Below are 16,253 nucleotides of genomic sequence, written 5' to 3' on the forward strand. Positions count from 1 at the left end.
ACTGGCCAGAGCCCCGCGCGTGTACATTCCCCGTCGAACTCGTTTGTCGAACGTCGACTCGAATGGAGGTAACACCATGGCTCGTGTCAGCGGCAAGGTCGCACTCATCAGTGGCGGAGCACGGGGACTCGGTGCCGCGATGGCCCGTCGCCTCGTCGAGGAGGGTGCGCAGGTGGTCATCGGGGATCTGCTCGATGAGGAGGGCAAGGCCCTCGTCGCCGAACTGGGCGAGGCCTGCCGGTACGTGCACCTCGACGTGACCCGCGCCCAGCACTGGGACGCCGCCGTCGCCGTCGCGGTGGACGACTTCGGCGGACTCGACGTGCTCGTGAACAACGCCGGGATCGTGAACTTCGGTCCCATCGAGGAGTACACCCTGGAGTCCTGGAACACCATCATCGCGGTCAACCTCACCGGGGTGTTCCTCGGCATCAAGGCGGCGGTGCCGATGATCATCCGGTCGAAGGCAGGCTCGATCATCAACGTGTCCTCGACCGCCGGCCTGCAGGGCTACGAGGCGCTCCCCGGCTACGTGGCGGCGAAGTTCGGGGTGCGCGGGCTCACCAAGTCGGTCGCGCTGGACCTCGGCAAGTACAACGTGCGGGTCAACTCGGTGCATCCGGGCGCCATCGCCACCCCGATGACCGCCGGGCTCGATGTGCCGCAGAACCACGTGGCGCTGCACCGGATCGGCCAGGCCACCGAGGTGGCGAACCTGGTGTTGTTCCTGGCCAGCGACGAGTCGAGCTTCTCCACCGGAGCCGAGTTCCTCACCGACGGCGGCGAGCTGAGCGGCCTGTCGCACTATCAGTAGCGTCACCACCCGCGCTGGGTCAAGCGCCGCCTGATCCGTGCCACCAGCGCCGTCGGGTCGTTCAGGTCGTCGTCGGTGAACTGCAGCACCTGCCAGCCGTGGTCTTCCAGTCGACCGACACGACGGATGTCCGAGCGCCACTGCGCGCGATCGGTGCGGTGGTGATCACCCTGGTATTCGAGCAGCAGCTTGTACTCGGGGTAGACGAGGTCTCCCCTGGCCAGAAACCGTGCCTGCTCGTCGAATACGTTGTAGTTGCATTCGGGTTCCGGCAGCCCGGCGAGCACGATGATCACCCGGAGCATCGATTCCCGCGGCGATTCCGAGCGTGTGCGAAGGAGCGGGAGTGCGGCTCTGGCTCGCTTCAGGCCCCGGCGACCCGAAAAGCCCTCTATCGCAGCAGAAAGCTCCCCTCGCGTGACAATCGGTGATTCCCAGTACAAGAGGTAGTCCCCGATGGCTACCAACTCCCCCAGGGTGAGTACTGCCGCGAGATCGAGCCAGGTGCGCGCCGGGCCGGTGAGAACCAGTACACCGCGCTCGACGAGGTCGTCCGGCGGGAGCCTGAGCCGATGGCCTACGACGTCGCGAGCATCCATCGCCCGGGCCGGGGCGAGAACGCCCACGTGCACTGGCCTCAGCCTCACGAGCCGGCCAGGCACCGGCAGTCCCAGCAGTAGTGCCGCCGTGGCGTGGGAGAAAAATGCCCCATGTGGCATCCTCACGAGCAGTGCCTGGCACAGAGTCTCGACCTCGAATCGGCTGACGTACGGCCTGCCAGTTGCGGCTCTCGCCGGGGCTCGAATGCCCCAGAACGGCCGGTCGAGGTCGCCTCCGTCCAGCCGGGAGGTTCCCACTCCGGCACGCACGGCATCACCGACCCGGATGGGACGGCCTGCCCAGCCATCGGGAAGCGGGATGCGTGCGGTCATCGCTCGAGAATCCCCTATTAGCGCGTTTCCCGCCGAAGTTCTCCACACCGCACCCCGACCAGAATCGAGTTGCGGACATCCCGCCTTCGTTTCGTCCGCGAAGGCGGGATGTCCGCAACTCAACTCTGGAAACGTCCTGCCCGCATTCAGGGATCTTTGTTTATCTGCGTTTGTGTTGACAAGCAAAAACAAACGGGTCTAAAGTCAGGGATACAAACTTTTGCGCGACTCCCCCGGGCCGCGTTCTCACCGTCGAGGAGGCCCGATGTTCGCCGAAGAGCGTCAGTCGATGATCGCCGAGATGGTGTCCGACCGCAGCCGGGTCACCGTGAACGAACTGGCCGTGCGCTTCGACATCACCCCGGAGACCGTGCGCCGCGACCTCTCCGCCCTCGAACTGAGCCGGCACCTGCGCCGCGTGCACGGCGGCGCCGTGGCCATCGACCGGCTGAGCATGTCCGAGGCCAGCCTCGAAGAGCGGCAGACCCAGCGCCACGACGAGAAGGCCCGCATCGCCGACGCCGCCCTGGCCATGATTCCCGCGAGCACAACGGGGTCGATCATCCTGGATTCCGGCACCACCACCGAGCTCTTGGCCGACCGGCTCCTCGACTGGACGCCGGCCAACGCGGGTGACCAGCTCCTGGTGATCACCAACGCCCTCCCCATCGCCTACAAGCTGGCCGGCAACGAGGCCATCTCGCTGCAGATCCTCGGCGGGCGGGTGCGCGGCCTCACCCGGGCCATCGTGGGTACCCGCACCACCCAGATGCTCGACGCCATGCGCCCCGACATCGCCTTCGTCGGCGCCAACGGCGTGGCCGCCGACTTCGGCTTCAGCACCCCCGATTCTGTCGAGGCCGCCGTGAAGACCGCGATCGTGCGCTCCGCCCGCCGCGTTGTCGCGCTGGCCGACTCCTCCAAGCTCGACCAGGAAACCCTGGTCAGGTTCGCTGCTCTGAGCGACATCGACGCGCTCATCACCGATGCTCCCCCTTCCGCTGAACTTGCCGCAGCCCTGGCCGCGGCGGATGTCGAGGTCGTAATCGCATGATCGTCACACTCACCCCCAACCCCAGCCTGGACCGCACCATCGAACTCGCCGGCCCGCTCGCGCGCGGCGACGTTCAGCGCGCCCTGGACGCCCATCAGGAACCCGGCGGCAAGGGTGTCAACATCTGCCGCGCCCTGGCAGCCTCGGGCATCGAAAGCCTCGCGATCCTGCCCGGCGACGCGGATGACCCGGTGCTGCTCGCGCTGACCGCTCAGGGCATCCCGCACCTCGGCCTGCCGATCGGCGCGACCCTGCGCAGTAACATCGCGATCACCGAACCGGACGGCACCACCACCAAGGTGAATGAACCCGGTCCGGTGTTGACCGACGAGCAGCAGGCCGCCCTGGTGGAGCTCGTCCTCGAGAAGGCCGAGGGCGCCAGCTGGCTGGTGCTGGCCGGTTCGCTGCCACCCGGGGTGCCGGACACCTTCTACGCCGACCTCACCCGGGAGCTCAAGACCCGCTTCGGCGCCGCAGCCCCCAAGGTCGCCATCGATTCCTCAGGTGCTCCCCTGGCCGCAGCCATCAGCGCCGGCCCCGACCTGCTCAAGCCCAACGCCGACGAACTCGCCGAGCTCACCGGCATCTCAGACCCGGACAGCCTCGAGGCCGACCCGCACCTGGCCGCACGCGCCGCGCAGACCCTGATCACCGCGGGAGTCGGCGCCGTGCTGGCCACCCTCGGTTCCCAGGGCGCCCTGCTGGTCACCGCTGAGGGCTACTGGCTCGCCACTCGTCCCCCGATCGTCGCGGTCTCGACCGTCGGCGCCGGAGATTCTTCGCTGGCAGGTTTCCTGCTCAGCGACCTGGCCGGAGCATCCGCCCCGGACTGCCTGCGTCAGGCCGTCGCCCACGGCGCCGCTGCCGCATCCCTGCCCGGCTCAACCGTGCCGGCCGTGACCCAAACCGACCCCAGCGCCGTCACAGTGACGGCATTTGCTACACATCCAAAGGAGGATGACCAGTGAGTGCACTGATTACCCCAGAGCTCGTTGCTTTGGACCAGAACCTCGGTGCCGCGCCGGCGACCGTGATTCGGCACCTCGCCGAGCTCGTCGTCGGAGCCGGCCGAGCCACCGAGATCGACGGGCTGTACGCCGACGCCCTCGCCCGCGAAGCCAAGACCTCCACCGGCATCCCCGGTGGACTCGCCATCCCGCACTGCCGTTCGAGCGCGGTCACCGAGCCGACGCTGGCCGTTGCCCGTCTGTCCCAGCCGGTCGACTTCGGCTCGGCCGACGGACCCGCCGACCTGATCTTCATGATCGCCGCCCCCGAAGGCGCCGATCAGGACCACCTGAAGATCCTGTCCAAGCTGGCCCGGTCGCTGATGAAGGCCGACTTCACCGCAGCCCTCCGCGCCGCGAAGACCCCCGAGGAGATCGTGACCCTGGTCACCGACATCGTCGCACCGGTCACCGCGGCGGCCACAGCCGGAGCGCACTCCAGCTCCGCCGCCCCGCGCGTCACCGCGGCGCCCACCGGAGCCGGCACCGAGGGCACCCCGGCCAACGGGGCCCGCCGTCTCGTCGCCGTCACCGCCTGCCCCACCGGCATCGCTCACACCTACATGGCAGCGGATGCGCTCGTCGCAGCCGCCAAGGAGATGGGCATCGACCTGCAGGTCGAGACCCAGGGTTCCGCCGGAGCGACCCCGCTGGCCGCCTCGGTCATCGACACCGCCGACGCCGTCATCTTCGCCGTTGACGTCGACGTGCGCGACAAGGGCCGGTTCGCCGGCAAGCCACTCGTGCAGTCCCCCGTCAAGCGCGCCATCGACGACCCGAAGAAGATGATCCAGGAGGCTCTCGCCGCCGTGGACAACCCGAACGCCCGCCGCGTCAGCGGTGGCGGCGCCGCGGCATCCGACTCGGTGTCCGAGAACGAACACATGGGCCAGAAGATCAAGCGTGCCCTGCTCACCGGTGTCAGCTACATGATCCCGTTCGTCGCCGGTGGAGGCCTGCTCATCGCCCTGGGCTTCCTGCTCGGCGGCTATGACGTCACCGACGTCGCCGACGACGTGGTGCTGCAGAACAGCCTGTGGAACCTGCCCGAGGGAGGCCTGGCCATCTACCTGGGCGCGGTCTTCTTCAAGATCGGTGCCCTGTCGATGGGCTTCCTGGTTCCGGCCCTGGCCGGATACATCGCCTACGGCATCGCCGACCGTCCCGGCATCGCTCCCGGCTTCGTCGCCGGTGCGGTCTCGGGCTTCATGGGTGCCGGCTTCCTCGGCGGCATCGTCGGTGGCCTGCTCGCCGGTATCGCTGCGGCCTGGATCGGCTCGTTCGACGTGCCGCGCTGGCTCCGTAGCCTGATGCCCGTCGTGATCATCCCGCTGCTGGCCTCGATCTTCGCCTCCGGACTGATGTTCCTGGTGCTCGGTGGACCGATCGCCTGGCTGACCGTCGCCCTGAACGACTGGCTCAGCGGAATGACCGGCGCGTCGGTTGTCATCCTCGGCATGATCCTCGGCCTGATGATGGCGTTCGACCTCGGTGGCCCGGTCAACAAGGTGGCTTACTCCTTCGCCGTCGCCGGCCTGGGTGCCGCAACGCTGGCCAACCAGGCGCCGTGGCAGATCATGGCCGCGGTCATGGCCGCCGGCATGGTGCCGCCGCTCGCGATGGCCCTGGCCACCGTGCTCGACCGCAAGCTGTTCAGCCCGGTCGAACGCGACAACGGCAAGGCAGCCTGGCTGCTGGGTGCGTCGTTCATCTCCGAGGGCGCGATCCCGTTCGCCGCGGCCGACCCGCTGCGCGTGATCCCGGCGAGCATGCTCGGCGCGGCCACCACCGGTGCGCTGACCATGGCCTGGGGTGTCACGTCGAAGGCGCCGCACGGTGGAATCTTCGTGTTCTTCGCTATCGAGAACGTTTTGGGCTTCATTCTGGCGATCCTGATCGGCACCGTCATCTCGGCCATAGCGGTAATCGTGCTCAAGCGCTACGTCCGAAAGGCCCCGACTTCGGGGTCCATCCAGCAGAACAACACCCTGGTGACCGCCTAACATTAGTGGGCACCATTAACGCCGAAGAATAGAGGAAGTTCCGTGCAGAGTTTCACAGGAGTAGGGGTCAGCCCCGGACGAATCGTAGGATCCGTCCGGCAGATGCCCAAAGCCGTGAGCGAGCCGCCAGCAGGAGAACAGCTGGCCTCGTCGACGACGGCAGAGGATGCCGCCGTCACACTGCGCGCAGCCGCGAAGGCGGTGCAGGCCGAGCTCAAGCAGCGCTCGGTCAGCGCCACCGGAGCGGGTAAGTCGGTTCTCGAGGCCACCGCACTGATGGCCGCGGACCCCATGCTCATCAAGGGCGCCGTGAAGTTGATCAACACCGGCACCTCCGCTGAGCGGGCAATCTGGGAGTCCGCGGCATCCGTGGCCGAAATGCTGCACAACCTCGGCGGCTACATGGCCGAGCGGGCCACGGACGTCCTCGACGTGCGCTCCCGGATCGTCGCGGAACTGCGTGGGGTGCCCGCACCGGGCATCCCCGCCTCCGACGAACCCTTCATCCTCGTCGCCGACGACCTGGCGCCGGCCGACACGGCCACGCTGAACCCGGCCGTCGTGCTGGCCCTGGTCACCTCCGGCGGCGGACCGCAGTCGCACACCGCGATCATCGCCCGCGCCCTCGGCCTGCCGGCCGTCGTCGCCGCGGTCGGTGTGGAAGCCATCGCTGACGGCACCCAGGTCTACGTCGACGGCGCCGCCGGCAGCATCACCGTCGACCCCGACGCCGACCAGCTCGAGGCCGCCACGGCCTGGGCCGCCAACGCCGCCACCCTCGCGGTGTTCTCCGGCGAGGGCGTCATGGCCGACGGTCACCTCGTGCCGCTGCTTGCCAACGTTGGCGGGGCAGCGGATGCCGTCAAGGCCGCCGCCGCCGGCGCCCAGGGCGTTGGCCTGCTGCGCACCGAGTTCTGCTTCCTCGACCGCGACGAAGAACCCACCCTCGACGAGCAGGTCACCGCGTACCGCGGTGTCTTCGACGCGTTCCCCGGCAAGAAGGTCGTCGTGCGCACGCTCGACGCCGGCGCCGACAAGCCGCTCCCCTTCCTCACCGACGCGTCCGAGCCGAACCCGGCTCTCGGCGTGCGCGGCTACCGCACCGACTTCACCTCGCCCGGCGTGCTCAAGCGTCAGCTGGCCGCCGTCGCGACCGCCGCAGAGGGCACCGAAGCGGATGTCTGGGTCATGGCCCCGATGATCTCCACCGCCGAAGAGGCCGCAGACTTCGCCCGCATGTGCGGCGAGGCCGGGCTGAAGAACCCGGGTGTCATGGTCGAGGTTCCCTCCGCCGCATTGACGGCCGAGACCATCCTCGGCGAGGTGAACTTCGCGAGCCTCGGCACCAACGACCTCACCCAGTACGCCATGGCCGCCGACCGCCAGCTCGGCCCGCTCGCCGCGCTGAACACGCCGTGGCAGCCCGCCGTGCTGCGCCTGATCCAGCTCACTGTGGCCGGCTCCGTCGCCGAGGGCAACAACAAGCCCGTCGGTGTCTGCGGCGAGGCCGCGGCCGACCCGGCTCTGGCCGTGGTGCTCGTCGGCCTGGGCGTGAACACCCTGTCGATGACCGCTCGCGCCCTCGCCGCTGTCGCGGCAGTGCTGGCGAAGGTCACCGTCGAAGAGGCCCAGCGCCTCGCCGGCATCGCCCTGGCTGCCCCGAGCGCCCTCGAGGCACGTGCCCGGGTTCGCGCCGAGCTGCCCATTCTCGACGAACTGGGGCTCTAAGCCCTACGCGTCAACCGCGCGATGTGCTGCCGCCTCATGGCGTGCGCACATCGCGCGGGCAATACAGTTGTAATCCGTACAGTTTCAGGAGGAACCATGTCAGAACGTACCGCCACCATCGCCAGCCGCGTCGGCCTGCACGCCCGTCCCGCAGCGATCTTCGCTGAGGCCGTCGGTGCATTGCCGATCGAGGTCACCATCGCGCTCGAGGGCGACCCGGCCGACGACGCCATGGACGCGTCGAGCATCCTGTCGCTCATGAGCCTGGGTGCCGCAAACGGCCAGGTGGTCGTGCTGCGCGCAGAGGGCGACGGAGCGGATGAGGCCCTCGAAGGCCTCGTCAAGATCCTCGAGACTGACCTCGACGCCGAGTAGAACCCGCGCCACCGAAAACAGCTCGCTCGCCTCCGGCGGGCGGGCTGTCTTCGTATGTGCTGCCAGGTGCGCCGTGATTTAGGCAGATACCCAGTTCCGCGCCGCCGGCCCCGGCTATCGTGTCCCCTATCCTCAACGACGAGCGAAAAGGACCTGCCTCATGACCGATCTGCAGAATGACCCCGCGCCGGCCTCTGGACCGGACGCACACAGCATCCAGGACTGGACCGACCTGGGCAAGGAAATGTGGTCGTACCTGACCGGCAAGAGTGCCGTCATCGACTACAGCTTCATCGACATGACGGTCGAGGTTCCCCGCGATATCGGGCCAGACGCGCCACGGGCAACCTGGAAGCTCAATGGCACCCTGAGGGTGACCACGAGCGAGAATCCGGCCGACTAGACCCATGGGCAGCACCCGGCTCGATATCGATCTGGTCTTCTCGATCGACCCGGCCGACGGTGAACCGGCCGAGGACCAGGCCCACGGCACCATCCGTGCGAACGGCCTGGAGATCGAGGTGTTCCTCAGCGATCCCGAACGATTCGTGCGTGCTCGGATGTCGTCGCTGCCGGCCCTCCGCACCCTCGCCGCCGATCTGGCTGAACGTGGGCTCGTTGTCTCGGTGAGCGGGCCCGACGGGGTGATCGCGCGGATGGGCGCCGTGCAGGCACCCATTGCCCAGCGTCTGGTCACGAAGTCTCCGCACCTCATAGTGGGCAGCACCGCCGCGGTAAGCCCGTTGCTGCGGCGCTGGCGGCAGCCCACCGCACCGGAGCGGACGCTGCCGCTGCCTCCCGCGACCCCGTTCCCGCTGGTGCCCACCCTGGCCCGGCGCATCCGACGAAGCGTCACGACAACGCACTACGCCCCCGGAGCCGGCCGGCCGCGCTTGATCTTCGTGGTGGGGTCGGAGTACTGGAATGGCCAGCCGCCTCGGGAATTCGACCTCTTGCCCGGCGTGACCCGGATCGGCAGCGCTGAAGACGCAGACCTGCGTTTGGAGGGGCTGGACGCGGTGCACGCCGAGATCCGGCACGACGAGAACGACGAGTATCTCCTCGTGGCCCTCGGCCCGGTGGGCGGCGGCGCCCGAACCGACGAGCCGTCGTCGGGCCAGATTCTGCGCACCGGCGCCCGCCTCGAGATGGGTAACTGGCGGATGGGGTTCTTCCGGGAGGAATACGCCGACCACGGCCGCCCGTTCGGCGGCCGTCTCGGCGGGGAGCTGTCGGTACAGAAGCCGCAGCCGCCCCGGGACCGGGCTACCCGGCGACCTCCGCCGTGACCGGCAGTTCCTCGCGTTCGAGGGGTCTGCCCGTCAGTCGCAGGCTGGCGAGCAGCCCCACAACCAGGAACCCGGCGGCCGCGTATGCCGAGTAGCGGGTGCCCTCGCTGAATGCTTCGCGGGCCGCGTCTGCCACTGCCGGGCTCTGCGCATCCAGCGACGGGATGGCCGCTCCCGCGCTGTCGACGACGACATCGACGATCTGCGCGCTCGTCGCCGCCGGCACCTCGAGTTCGGCGAGCCTGGCGTCCAGGGACAGCCCGACCGAGGTGAACAGCACGGTGCCGAGCACGGCGATGCCGAGCGCCGAGCCGATCTGTCTGGCCGTGCTCGAGGTTCCCGAGCCCTGGCCGCTCTGGTCTACCGGAACGTCGCCGAGCACCACGCCGGTGAGTTGGGCCGTGGCCAGGCCGACGCCCATGCCGTAGACGAACAGGAACGGAACGATCGACAGCCACGTCGCATCCACCGTGATGACGGTGCCGAGGCCCGCCACCCCGAGGATCTCGGCGACGATGCCCACCCGCACGATGGTGAGCGGCGAGACCCGGTTGCCCAAGGCCCCGGCAACGCCACTGGCCACGAACGATCCGATGGCCAGGGCCAGCAGCACGAACCCGGTCTGCAGGGCGTCGTAGCCGAGCACGTTCTGCAGCCAGAGCGGCAACGACAGGATGATGCCGAATTCGCCGAGCGACACGATCAGCGCGGCGATATTGCCGTTACGGAACGACGGGATGCGGAAGAGCGAGAACGCCAGCAGGGTGGATTTGCCCTGCCGCTGCCGGCGGAGGCCCCACCGGATGAAGGCGGTGCCTGACACCAGGGTGACGAGGAAGACGACCGGGATGATCGACAGGTCGAACGGCCAGGTCCAATCGCCCAGGGTCGGTGCCGTCTCGGTGAGCCACCAGCCGTAGGTGCGTCCCTCGATGAGGCCGAACACCAGGGTGGCGCTGGTGATCACCGAGAGCACCGCGCCGACACCGTCGATCCGGCGCGGTTCGCCGGCGTCGCGGGATTCGGAGACGAAGACCAGGATCCCGGCAACGATGAGGATGCCCAGCGGCACGTTGATGCCGAACGCCCAGCGCCAGGAGAAGTAGGTGGTGAGCCAACCGCCCAGCAGCGGGCCGACGGCGACCATCCCGCCGATCGTGGAGCCCCAGATGGCGAAGGCGATGCCGCGGTCCCGACCGCGGAAGGTGGCGTTGATCAGCGACAGGGTGGTGGGCAGCACCATGGCGCCGCCGATGCCCTGCACCAGCCTGGCGGCGATGAGCAGGTCGCCGGTCTGGGCCATCGCGGCCAGCACCGACGCCAGTGCGAAGATCACCACTCCCGTGAGGAGGATGCGCCGGCGCCCGTAGCGGTCGGCGAGGGTGCCGAAGACCAGCAGCAGGGCGGCGAACACCAGGGTGTAGCTCTCCTGCACCCACTGCACCTGGGTGGAAGTGATGTCGAGGTCGTCGATGATCGAGGGGATCGCGACGTTGACGATGGTGGAATCGACGATGATCAGGGCGACGGCGATGCTGATGAAGACCAGGCCCAACCAGCGGCGGCGTGCCCCGTTCATGCGGTGGCCGATTCTGCGGTGTTCAGCCGGCGCGGCGCGCGGATGCGGAGGACCAGCGTGACGACGAGCACCACGACGACCGCCACGATCGCGGTGATCGCGGTGGGGGTGGAGAGCAGGTCGCCGGTGAGCCTCGCGAACGCCACCCAGCCCAGGCCCCAACAGAGGGCGAGGGTGGGGGTGAGCCTGCCGCGGCCGACCACGGCCAGGAGCACGCCGACGAGCCCGGCCACCGCGATGATCAGCACGCCCCAGGCGTCGGCGGCCAGGCCGAACCCGTCGAAGCCGGCGGCGACGAGGGCTGCCGTGATGTTGGCGGCGGTGGCCACGCAGACCCAACCGAGGTAGAGGCCCATGGTGCCGTCGACCAGAACTGTTTCCAGCAGGGACCGCGGGTGGGTGTCCAGGATGATGAGGAACGCCCAGACCAGCACGGCCAGAAGCAGGACAATCACCGGCACGCTCAGCCAGAGCAAGTCGAACTGCACGCTGAGGATCCAGGCCGCGTTCAGCAGCAGCGAGGCGGCCACGGGGTAGCCGAGCCGGCGCTGGCGGGGGTCGGTCTTCTGCCTCGGCAGGAACTGCCAGATGGCGTAGAGCACCAGGCCGGCGTAGATCGGCGTCCAGATGGCGAAGGCCGGTCCGCCCGGGGCGATCGGAGTGGCATCGGCGGCCAGCGCTCCCCCGGAGGCGTTCTGGATGGGCGTGCCGCCCGCGGCGCCAGAGCCGATGAACGACCCGACGAGGGCGAGGATCGCACTGATCAGGACGGTGCTCTGGCGGAGCAGATCGCGGGATGTGGACATGGGGTTCTCCTCCGTCGCGGCGAATTGGTCAGCTAGCTGACTAACCCACGGTAGCAGTACATTGAGGGGGTGACCACTCCCGATGCCATGGCCCAGTGGCCGAACGGTCGACTGCTCTCCACGGCCGCCCGGCTGGTGGAACATGCCTGGGTCGATGCCCTCGATTCCCTCGGCCTCACCCATGCCGGCCTGATCGTGTTGCACCTGCTCGGCGACGGAGCCCGGAGTCAGACCGAACTGGCCCGGCAGGCGCGGGTGCAGACTCAGACCATGTCGCGCACCCTGGACAGGCTGGAGCGGGAGGGTCTGGTGGCACGCATCCGGGACGAGCGCGACGCCCGGCGCCACCTGGTGACCCGCACCGACGCGGGCACCGCCGCCTGGCAGCAGGCCCGCACCCTCGAGGCCGACGTGTTTCCGACGCTCGAGAACGCCGACGAGCTGCGCGCCGCCCTGCTGCAGATCATCACAGCGTCGTCGGCAGAGCGCTGGTAATCCGGCTCGCTCAGTCCCTGCTGACTCAGAGCCCGCCGACGAGTCGCTTGAGCTGCTGCACCGATCGGGCGGTGTCGTCGAGGACCACGGGGACCGTGGCGTCGCTGCGCTCGGCCCGGGCGACGAGCAAGCCGTAGACCAGGGTGTTCTCGCCGCTTTCGTGGGCCGCCTGCGCGGCCTGGCCGAGCTCTTCGATGTACAGCAGCCTGTCGTGCCGGTCGCCGAGCCGCTTCACCAGCGGTTTGGCCGCCCGGGCGACGTGCGCGTAGCGCTGACGGAGCTTGGCGAATCGGGCGGCAGCGCGGGCGCGCTTCGCGGCCGCTTTCTTCGCTGCGGTCCTGGCCGACTTCTTGGCGGCCGACTTCTTTGTGAGTGGCTTCGTTCTCGTCGCCTCGGCCACGGGGTCGGCAGACGCCACCGCGGCGGCGGCGTAGCGCAGCCGGCGGGCGGCCTTGCGCACCTCGTGCAACGCCGGCTCCGGCTCATCCGCCTCGGATACCGTGGCGGTGAGCTGCTCGAGCGCGGCGACGGCCCTGCCGAGGTCCCGCTTGATCTCGGCGGCGGCGGGTCGGTCCGCCTTCGGAGTGATCGGCGGCCAGGCCGTGAAGCTCTCGAGGGCATCAAGAAGCCGGTAGTAGCGCGTACTGAGGAGATAGTCCCGCACCGAGGCGAGGCCCTCCGCGTAGTCCCGGCGGGCTCCACCGACGAGCCGGGTTCGCGCATCCTCGGTGGGGTATTCGGCGACGCCGGCAAGTTCGTCGACCAACCGGGCGGCGCGCACTTCGGCGTCGCGGGCTCGACCCAGCTCGACTCCGAGGTGCTTGAGCTCGAAACGCAGCTCCTTCACCGGGGCCTTGTCGAACAATCTCGCGTAGACCGCGAGGACGCTGCGCAGCCGGCGCACCGTGGTCCGCATGTGATGGATCGCGTCCGGGGCATCCGCTCGCGCCCGGGAATCGGCGTCGACGAGGGTCGCGGTCAGGTCGCGGAGGGCTCCGACAACGACGGCACCGGCGGAGTCCGGCTGCTGCAGGGCGGGGGCGGGGAGCAGCCCCGGCAGCACCTCGGCGCCGTCGAGCTCGGTCAGGGACTCCACGCCCACGGCACGAGCGATCTTGGCCGCACTCGTGGACGGGGTGGCTCCGGCGGTGAGCAGCACCTGTTCGACCGAATCGAGCAGTCTGGTGCGCTTCTTGCGGGTGTCGGGGGCGCCGTCCAGAAGCTCGAGCTCCCATTCGCGCCACTTGCGGTATGTTCCGCCGCGCACATCGGAGGCGGAGACGAGGTCGTCGGCGATCTCGGCGAGAGCCTGGCCGTCGGTGTCGGTGAGTCGCACCGTGGTGCGCACAGTGCTCACCCGGGCCAGTGGGGTGAGCGGCCGGTCGCGCACAATCGCGCGAACGGGCTCGAGTACCTCGTCGGGGATGTCTTCAGTACCGTCGGCGTCGCCGATGTCCAGTGGCCAGTGCACCTCGATGCGCCCCTCGGCAGCCGGCATCTTGAGGTGCCAGCCGGCATCGCCGCCACCCTCACGGCGCCGCAGAACAATGCGGTGGCGGGCCAGGTCATGATCGGCAGTGTCGTAGTACACGGCCGTGAGCACAAAAGGCACCTCGGCCGGGTCGGCGGTGATGCCGTCGAGCCCCTGCAGCGACGGAACGGGCCGCAACCCCTCGACGTCGTACTTGCGCTCGATCTCGGTCTGCTCTCGCCCTGTCATGTGTCCTGTCTACTCCCTCGGCTGGGTCTGGAGAACAAAGACCACGCCGTGATCGTGCAGTTCGATGCTCAGGCGGTCGAGGCTGGACACAACGAGGTCGGCGTCCAGTTCGTCGGCCGAGTGAGTGCCGACAACGCCGATGGTTGCGCAGCCGGCTGCGCGACCCGCGGCGAGTCCGGCGGGAGCGTCTTCGACGACCACGCACTGGCGGGCGTCGAGGCCGAGCCTGTCGGCGGCCTCGAGGAACGGATCGGGCGCCGGCTTTCCCTTGACCGTGTCTTCGACGGTCACCACCGTGGCCGGGGCCGTGAATCCGGCGGATGCGAGACGGGTGCGGCACAGCTCCCGAGGACAGGACGTCACGATCGCTCGGCGTTCTTCGGGGATGACGGCCATCAGCTCGGCAGCCCCGGGCAGGATGGTGATGTCGTCGGTGTCGCTGAGTTCGAGCTCGTTGACCCGGGCGAACGACGTTTCAACCTGGTGAGCCGGGACCAGATCGGCGATCATCTCGCGGCCCGGACGGCCATGCTGCACGCCGGCGAAGAGCGCACCCAGACCCATCTCGTCGGCCCACTGCTGCCAGGACCGGTTCACGGCCTTGGTCGAGTCGACCAGGGTGCCGTCCATGTCGAAAAGCACGCCCTGAAAAACCCGCCCGAGCACGGCGTGCGCCTCACTCTCGGCAGCAGGCTCCGGAACCGCCTGCAGAATGCTCTGGAGATCGGCCTCGATATCAGCGCCGGCCATCCTTTCGCCGATGGTGCCGGCCGAGTTTTCGGAGGTCGTCATGGTGATTCCTTTTTCCGAAGCACCTTCGTGGTCACAGTCATGCTTCTCCTTCGACCCTAACGAAGCCGGTTGGCGGGCGGTAATTGCACGCGTGCCGACAGGCTCACGCGACCGGCGGACTCTCAGGCGGTGGCTCTACTCGTTCTGTCGTCGGGTTTTGGGGTCGTGGGCGCGGTGTTGGGGTGGTTTTCGCCAGGTGCCGGTGGGGTCGATCCAGTGGGGTGCTTTGACTTCGGGCATGCCCAGGACCATTCGGATTTTCCAGCCGCCGGCGTTGTCGATGCCGTGATGGTGGCGCCAGCACAGCAGCACCCCGTTCGAGACGTTGGTCGGGCCGCCGTGCTGCCACGGTGTCACATGGTGCACCTCGGTCCATTGGGGTGGGCAGGTACAGCCGGGGATGATGCAGCCGCCGTCTCGGGCGGTGATCGCCCTGCGTTGCAGCGGCGTGAAGCAGCGAACTGTGTCGCCGAGGGCGAGGACGGCGCCGGTGCCGCCGAAGAAGATCGGCCGGAAGCCGCCGTTGTCGATCATCTGGTTGATCGTTTTCATCGAGACAGGACCCTCGACGCCGTCGATCCAACCAACCCCGACCCCGGTGACGAGGTCATGGGCACTCACGTGCACCATCACCGTCGGCGGCATCCCGCCCATGGTCGGGGCGCGAGGGTCCTGGGCGACCCGGACCAGGATGCCGCGGAGAATATCGGCACGTTTCTGGCCGCCGTCGCGTTCGTCGAGGATCTCGCCGGGAACCAGTTCGCCGGCCTCGATGCGCTGCTGTTCGTCCGCGGACGGGAACGCGGGGGCGCTGCGCGCGGACAGGAACGTGTCGAACAGGTTCTGCATGATGCCCTTGAGTTCCGGGGTCACCCCGCCGCGAAGCGGATGCAGGCCTTGGCTGAGTTTGCCGAACGAGAACGTGGATTTGGCCTCGAGGATCTCCGCGGTGGGCGCGGCACCGTCCGGGTTCAACACCGCCTGCCACGTCGCCGCCATCTCCCGAATCCGGTCCGCCGGGAAGGTGAACCCCGCCGACGCACCCAAACGCCGGACCGGACCGGTGCAGACGGCGTCATCGGCATCGGTGGCAGTGGCGGTTTCGCCGGGTCCGGGGGTGCGGGCGAACACGGACCCGGTCGCGGACTCCACCAGCGCGGCCTCACCGCCGTCCACCAGCGACTGGTCCGCATCGAAGCGGCCGTGCACTTTGTAGTCAGCCAGGCCCTTCACGATGTTCTCGGCCGCGTCGATGCCGATCTCGCCGGCGGTCAGCGCCGCAGCCACGAACGGGAACTCGGGCTCCAGGACCGTGCCGCCCAACACCCGCGGGGCGACCTTCTCACCCAGGGCCACGCGTCGTTTCATCTCCGGACCCGACATGCCCGTCAACCGAATCAGCAAATCCGTGGGGTGCGAGGTGCCCAACCGCCACGCCAACGACTCGGAACCCAACCCCGTACGAGCCCGGTAACCCACCACGGTCGCCGTGGCCACCCGGGCGGCATCCACCGGCCGGCCGATCCGCTCGACCATCTGCGTCAACGCGACCACCTCCGGGTCGCTCAACGCGTTCACGTCAATGGAGTCCATCACCGCCATCACCGTGCGGGCCGCATCATCCAGGGCCTGGAGCTTCTGACCGAACGCACCGGTATG

General features: G+C 68.8%; 15 protein-coding genes. 9 read left to right on the forward strand and 6 right to left on the reverse strand.

The genetic code is table 11. The features are described 5' to 3' along the window. The first annotated feature begins 76 nt into the window (after positions 1–76). Positions 77–814: a glucose 1-dehydrogenase gene (locus RCH12_RS12880; RefSeq protein WP_327017107.1), complete on the forward strand. Its 738-nt coding sequence runs from the start codon at positions 77–79 to the stop codon at positions 812–814. A 2-nt stretch (positions 815–816) separates the two neighbouring features. Here the strand turns inward: RCH12_RS12880 and RCH12_RS12885 are convergent, their stop codons facing one another. Further along, a complete protein-coding gene (locus RCH12_RS12885) occupies positions 817–1,440 on the reverse strand; it encodes a DUF559 domain-containing protein (RefSeq protein ID WP_327017108.1) in 624 nt (207 codons plus the stop codon). Between the two features lie 571 nt (positions 1,441–2,011). Between RCH12_RS12885 and RCH12_RS12890 the strand changes: the two genes are divergently transcribed. The 7 genes from RCH12_RS12890 to RCH12_RS12920 all read left to right on the forward strand — a co-directional run bounded on the left by RCH12_RS12890 (position 2,012) and on the right by RCH12_RS12920 (position 9,202). Further along, positions 2,012–2,800, forward strand: a complete 789-nt coding sequence (locus RCH12_RS12890) for a DeoR/GlpR family DNA-binding transcription regulator (protein ID WP_103430016.1) — start codon at positions 2,012–2,014, stop codon at positions 2,798–2,800. Further along, positions 2,797–3,768 (forward strand): 1-phosphofructokinase family hexose kinase, encoded by a 972-nt coding sequence (locus RCH12_RS12895; protein WP_103430017.1) that lies wholly within the window; start codon positions 2,797–2,799, stop codon positions 3,766–3,768. The genes RCH12_RS12890 and RCH12_RS12895 overlap by 4 nt, the downstream gene beginning before the upstream one ends. Then, positions 3,765–5,810 carry a PTS fructose transporter subunit IIABC gene (locus RCH12_RS12900; RefSeq protein WP_327017109.1) on the forward strand — a complete coding sequence of 682 codons (2,046 nt, stop codon included), beginning with the start codon at positions 3,765–3,767 and terminating at the stop codon, positions 5,808–5,810. Before RCH12_RS12895 ends, RCH12_RS12900 begins: the two co-directional genes overlap by 4 nt. Positions 5,811–5,852: 42 nt before the next feature. Continuing rightward, a complete protein-coding gene (gene ptsP, locus RCH12_RS12905) occupies positions 5,853–7,538 on the forward strand; it encodes a phosphoenolpyruvate--protein phosphotransferase (protein ID WP_103430019.1) in 1,686 nt (561 codons plus the stop codon). A gap of 96 nt (positions 7,539–7,634) precedes the next feature. After that, positions 7,635–7,913, forward strand: coding sequence for an HPr family phosphocarrier protein (locus RCH12_RS12910; protein WP_088456803.1), 279 nt, complete (start codon positions 7,635–7,637; stop codon positions 7,911–7,913). A gap of 160 nt (positions 7,914–8,073) precedes the next feature. Continuing rightward, positions 8,074–8,316 carry a hypothetical protein gene (locus RCH12_RS12915; RefSeq protein WP_103430020.1) on the forward strand — a complete coding sequence of 81 codons (243 nt, stop codon included), beginning with the start codon at positions 8,074–8,076 and terminating at the stop codon, positions 8,314–8,316. A gap of 4 nt (positions 8,317–8,320) precedes the next feature. Beyond that, positions 8,321–9,202: an FHA domain-containing protein gene (locus tag RCH12_RS12920; RefSeq protein WP_327017110.1), complete on the forward strand. Its 882-nt coding sequence runs from the start codon at positions 8,321–8,323 to the stop codon at positions 9,200–9,202. Here RCH12_RS12920 and RCH12_RS12925 read toward each other — a convergent pair. Both RCH12_RS12925 and RCH12_RS12930 read right to left on the reverse strand, forming a co-directional pair. Then, positions 9,180–10,781, reverse strand: coding sequence for an MFS transporter (locus RCH12_RS12925; protein ID WP_327017111.1), 1,602 nt, complete (start codon positions 10,779–10,781; stop codon positions 9,180–9,182). The genes RCH12_RS12920 and RCH12_RS12925 overlap by 23 nt on opposite strands. Beyond that, positions 10,778–11,587 carry a tryptophan-rich sensory protein gene (locus RCH12_RS12930; RefSeq protein WP_103430023.1) on the reverse strand — a complete coding sequence of 270 codons (810 nt, stop codon included), beginning with the start codon at positions 11,585–11,587 and terminating at the stop codon, positions 10,778–10,780. Before RCH12_RS12930 ends, RCH12_RS12925 begins: the two co-directional genes overlap by 4 nt. A gap of 69 nt (positions 11,588–11,656) precedes the next feature. Between RCH12_RS12930 and RCH12_RS12935 the strand changes: the two genes are divergently transcribed. Beyond that, entirely contained in the window at positions 11,657–12,082 is a 426-nt protein-coding gene (locus tag RCH12_RS12935) for a MarR family winged helix-turn-helix transcriptional regulator (protein ID WP_327017112.1), read from the forward strand. Positions 12,083–12,107: 25 nt separating this feature from the next. Here RCH12_RS12935 and RCH12_RS12940 read toward each other — a convergent pair whose 3' ends face one another. The 3 genes from RCH12_RS12940 to RCH12_RS12950 form a co-directional block, all read right to left on the reverse strand. Then, positions 12,108–13,802, reverse strand: a complete 1,695-nt coding sequence (locus RCH12_RS12940; RefSeq protein WP_327017113.1) for a CYTH and CHAD domain-containing protein — start codon at positions 13,800–13,802, stop codon at positions 12,108–12,110. Positions 13,803–13,811: 9 nt separating this feature from the next. Next, positions 13,812–14,594: an HAD-IA family hydrolase gene (locus RCH12_RS12945; RefSeq protein ID WP_207795427.1), complete on the reverse strand. Its 783-nt coding sequence runs from the start codon at positions 14,592–14,594 to the stop codon at positions 13,812–13,814. A 135-nt stretch (positions 14,595–14,729) separates the two neighbouring features. Continuing rightward, the coding region (locus RCH12_RS12950) for an HNH endonuclease signature motif containing protein (protein WP_327017114.1) at positions 14,730–16,253 on the reverse strand (1,524 nt) is incomplete at its 5' end.

The organism is Cryobacterium sp. MP_3.1, from assembly GCF_035984795.1.
GTDB classification, from domain to species: domain Bacteria; phylum Actinomycetota; class Actinomycetes; order Actinomycetales; family Microbacteriaceae; genus Cryobacterium; species Cryobacterium zongtaii.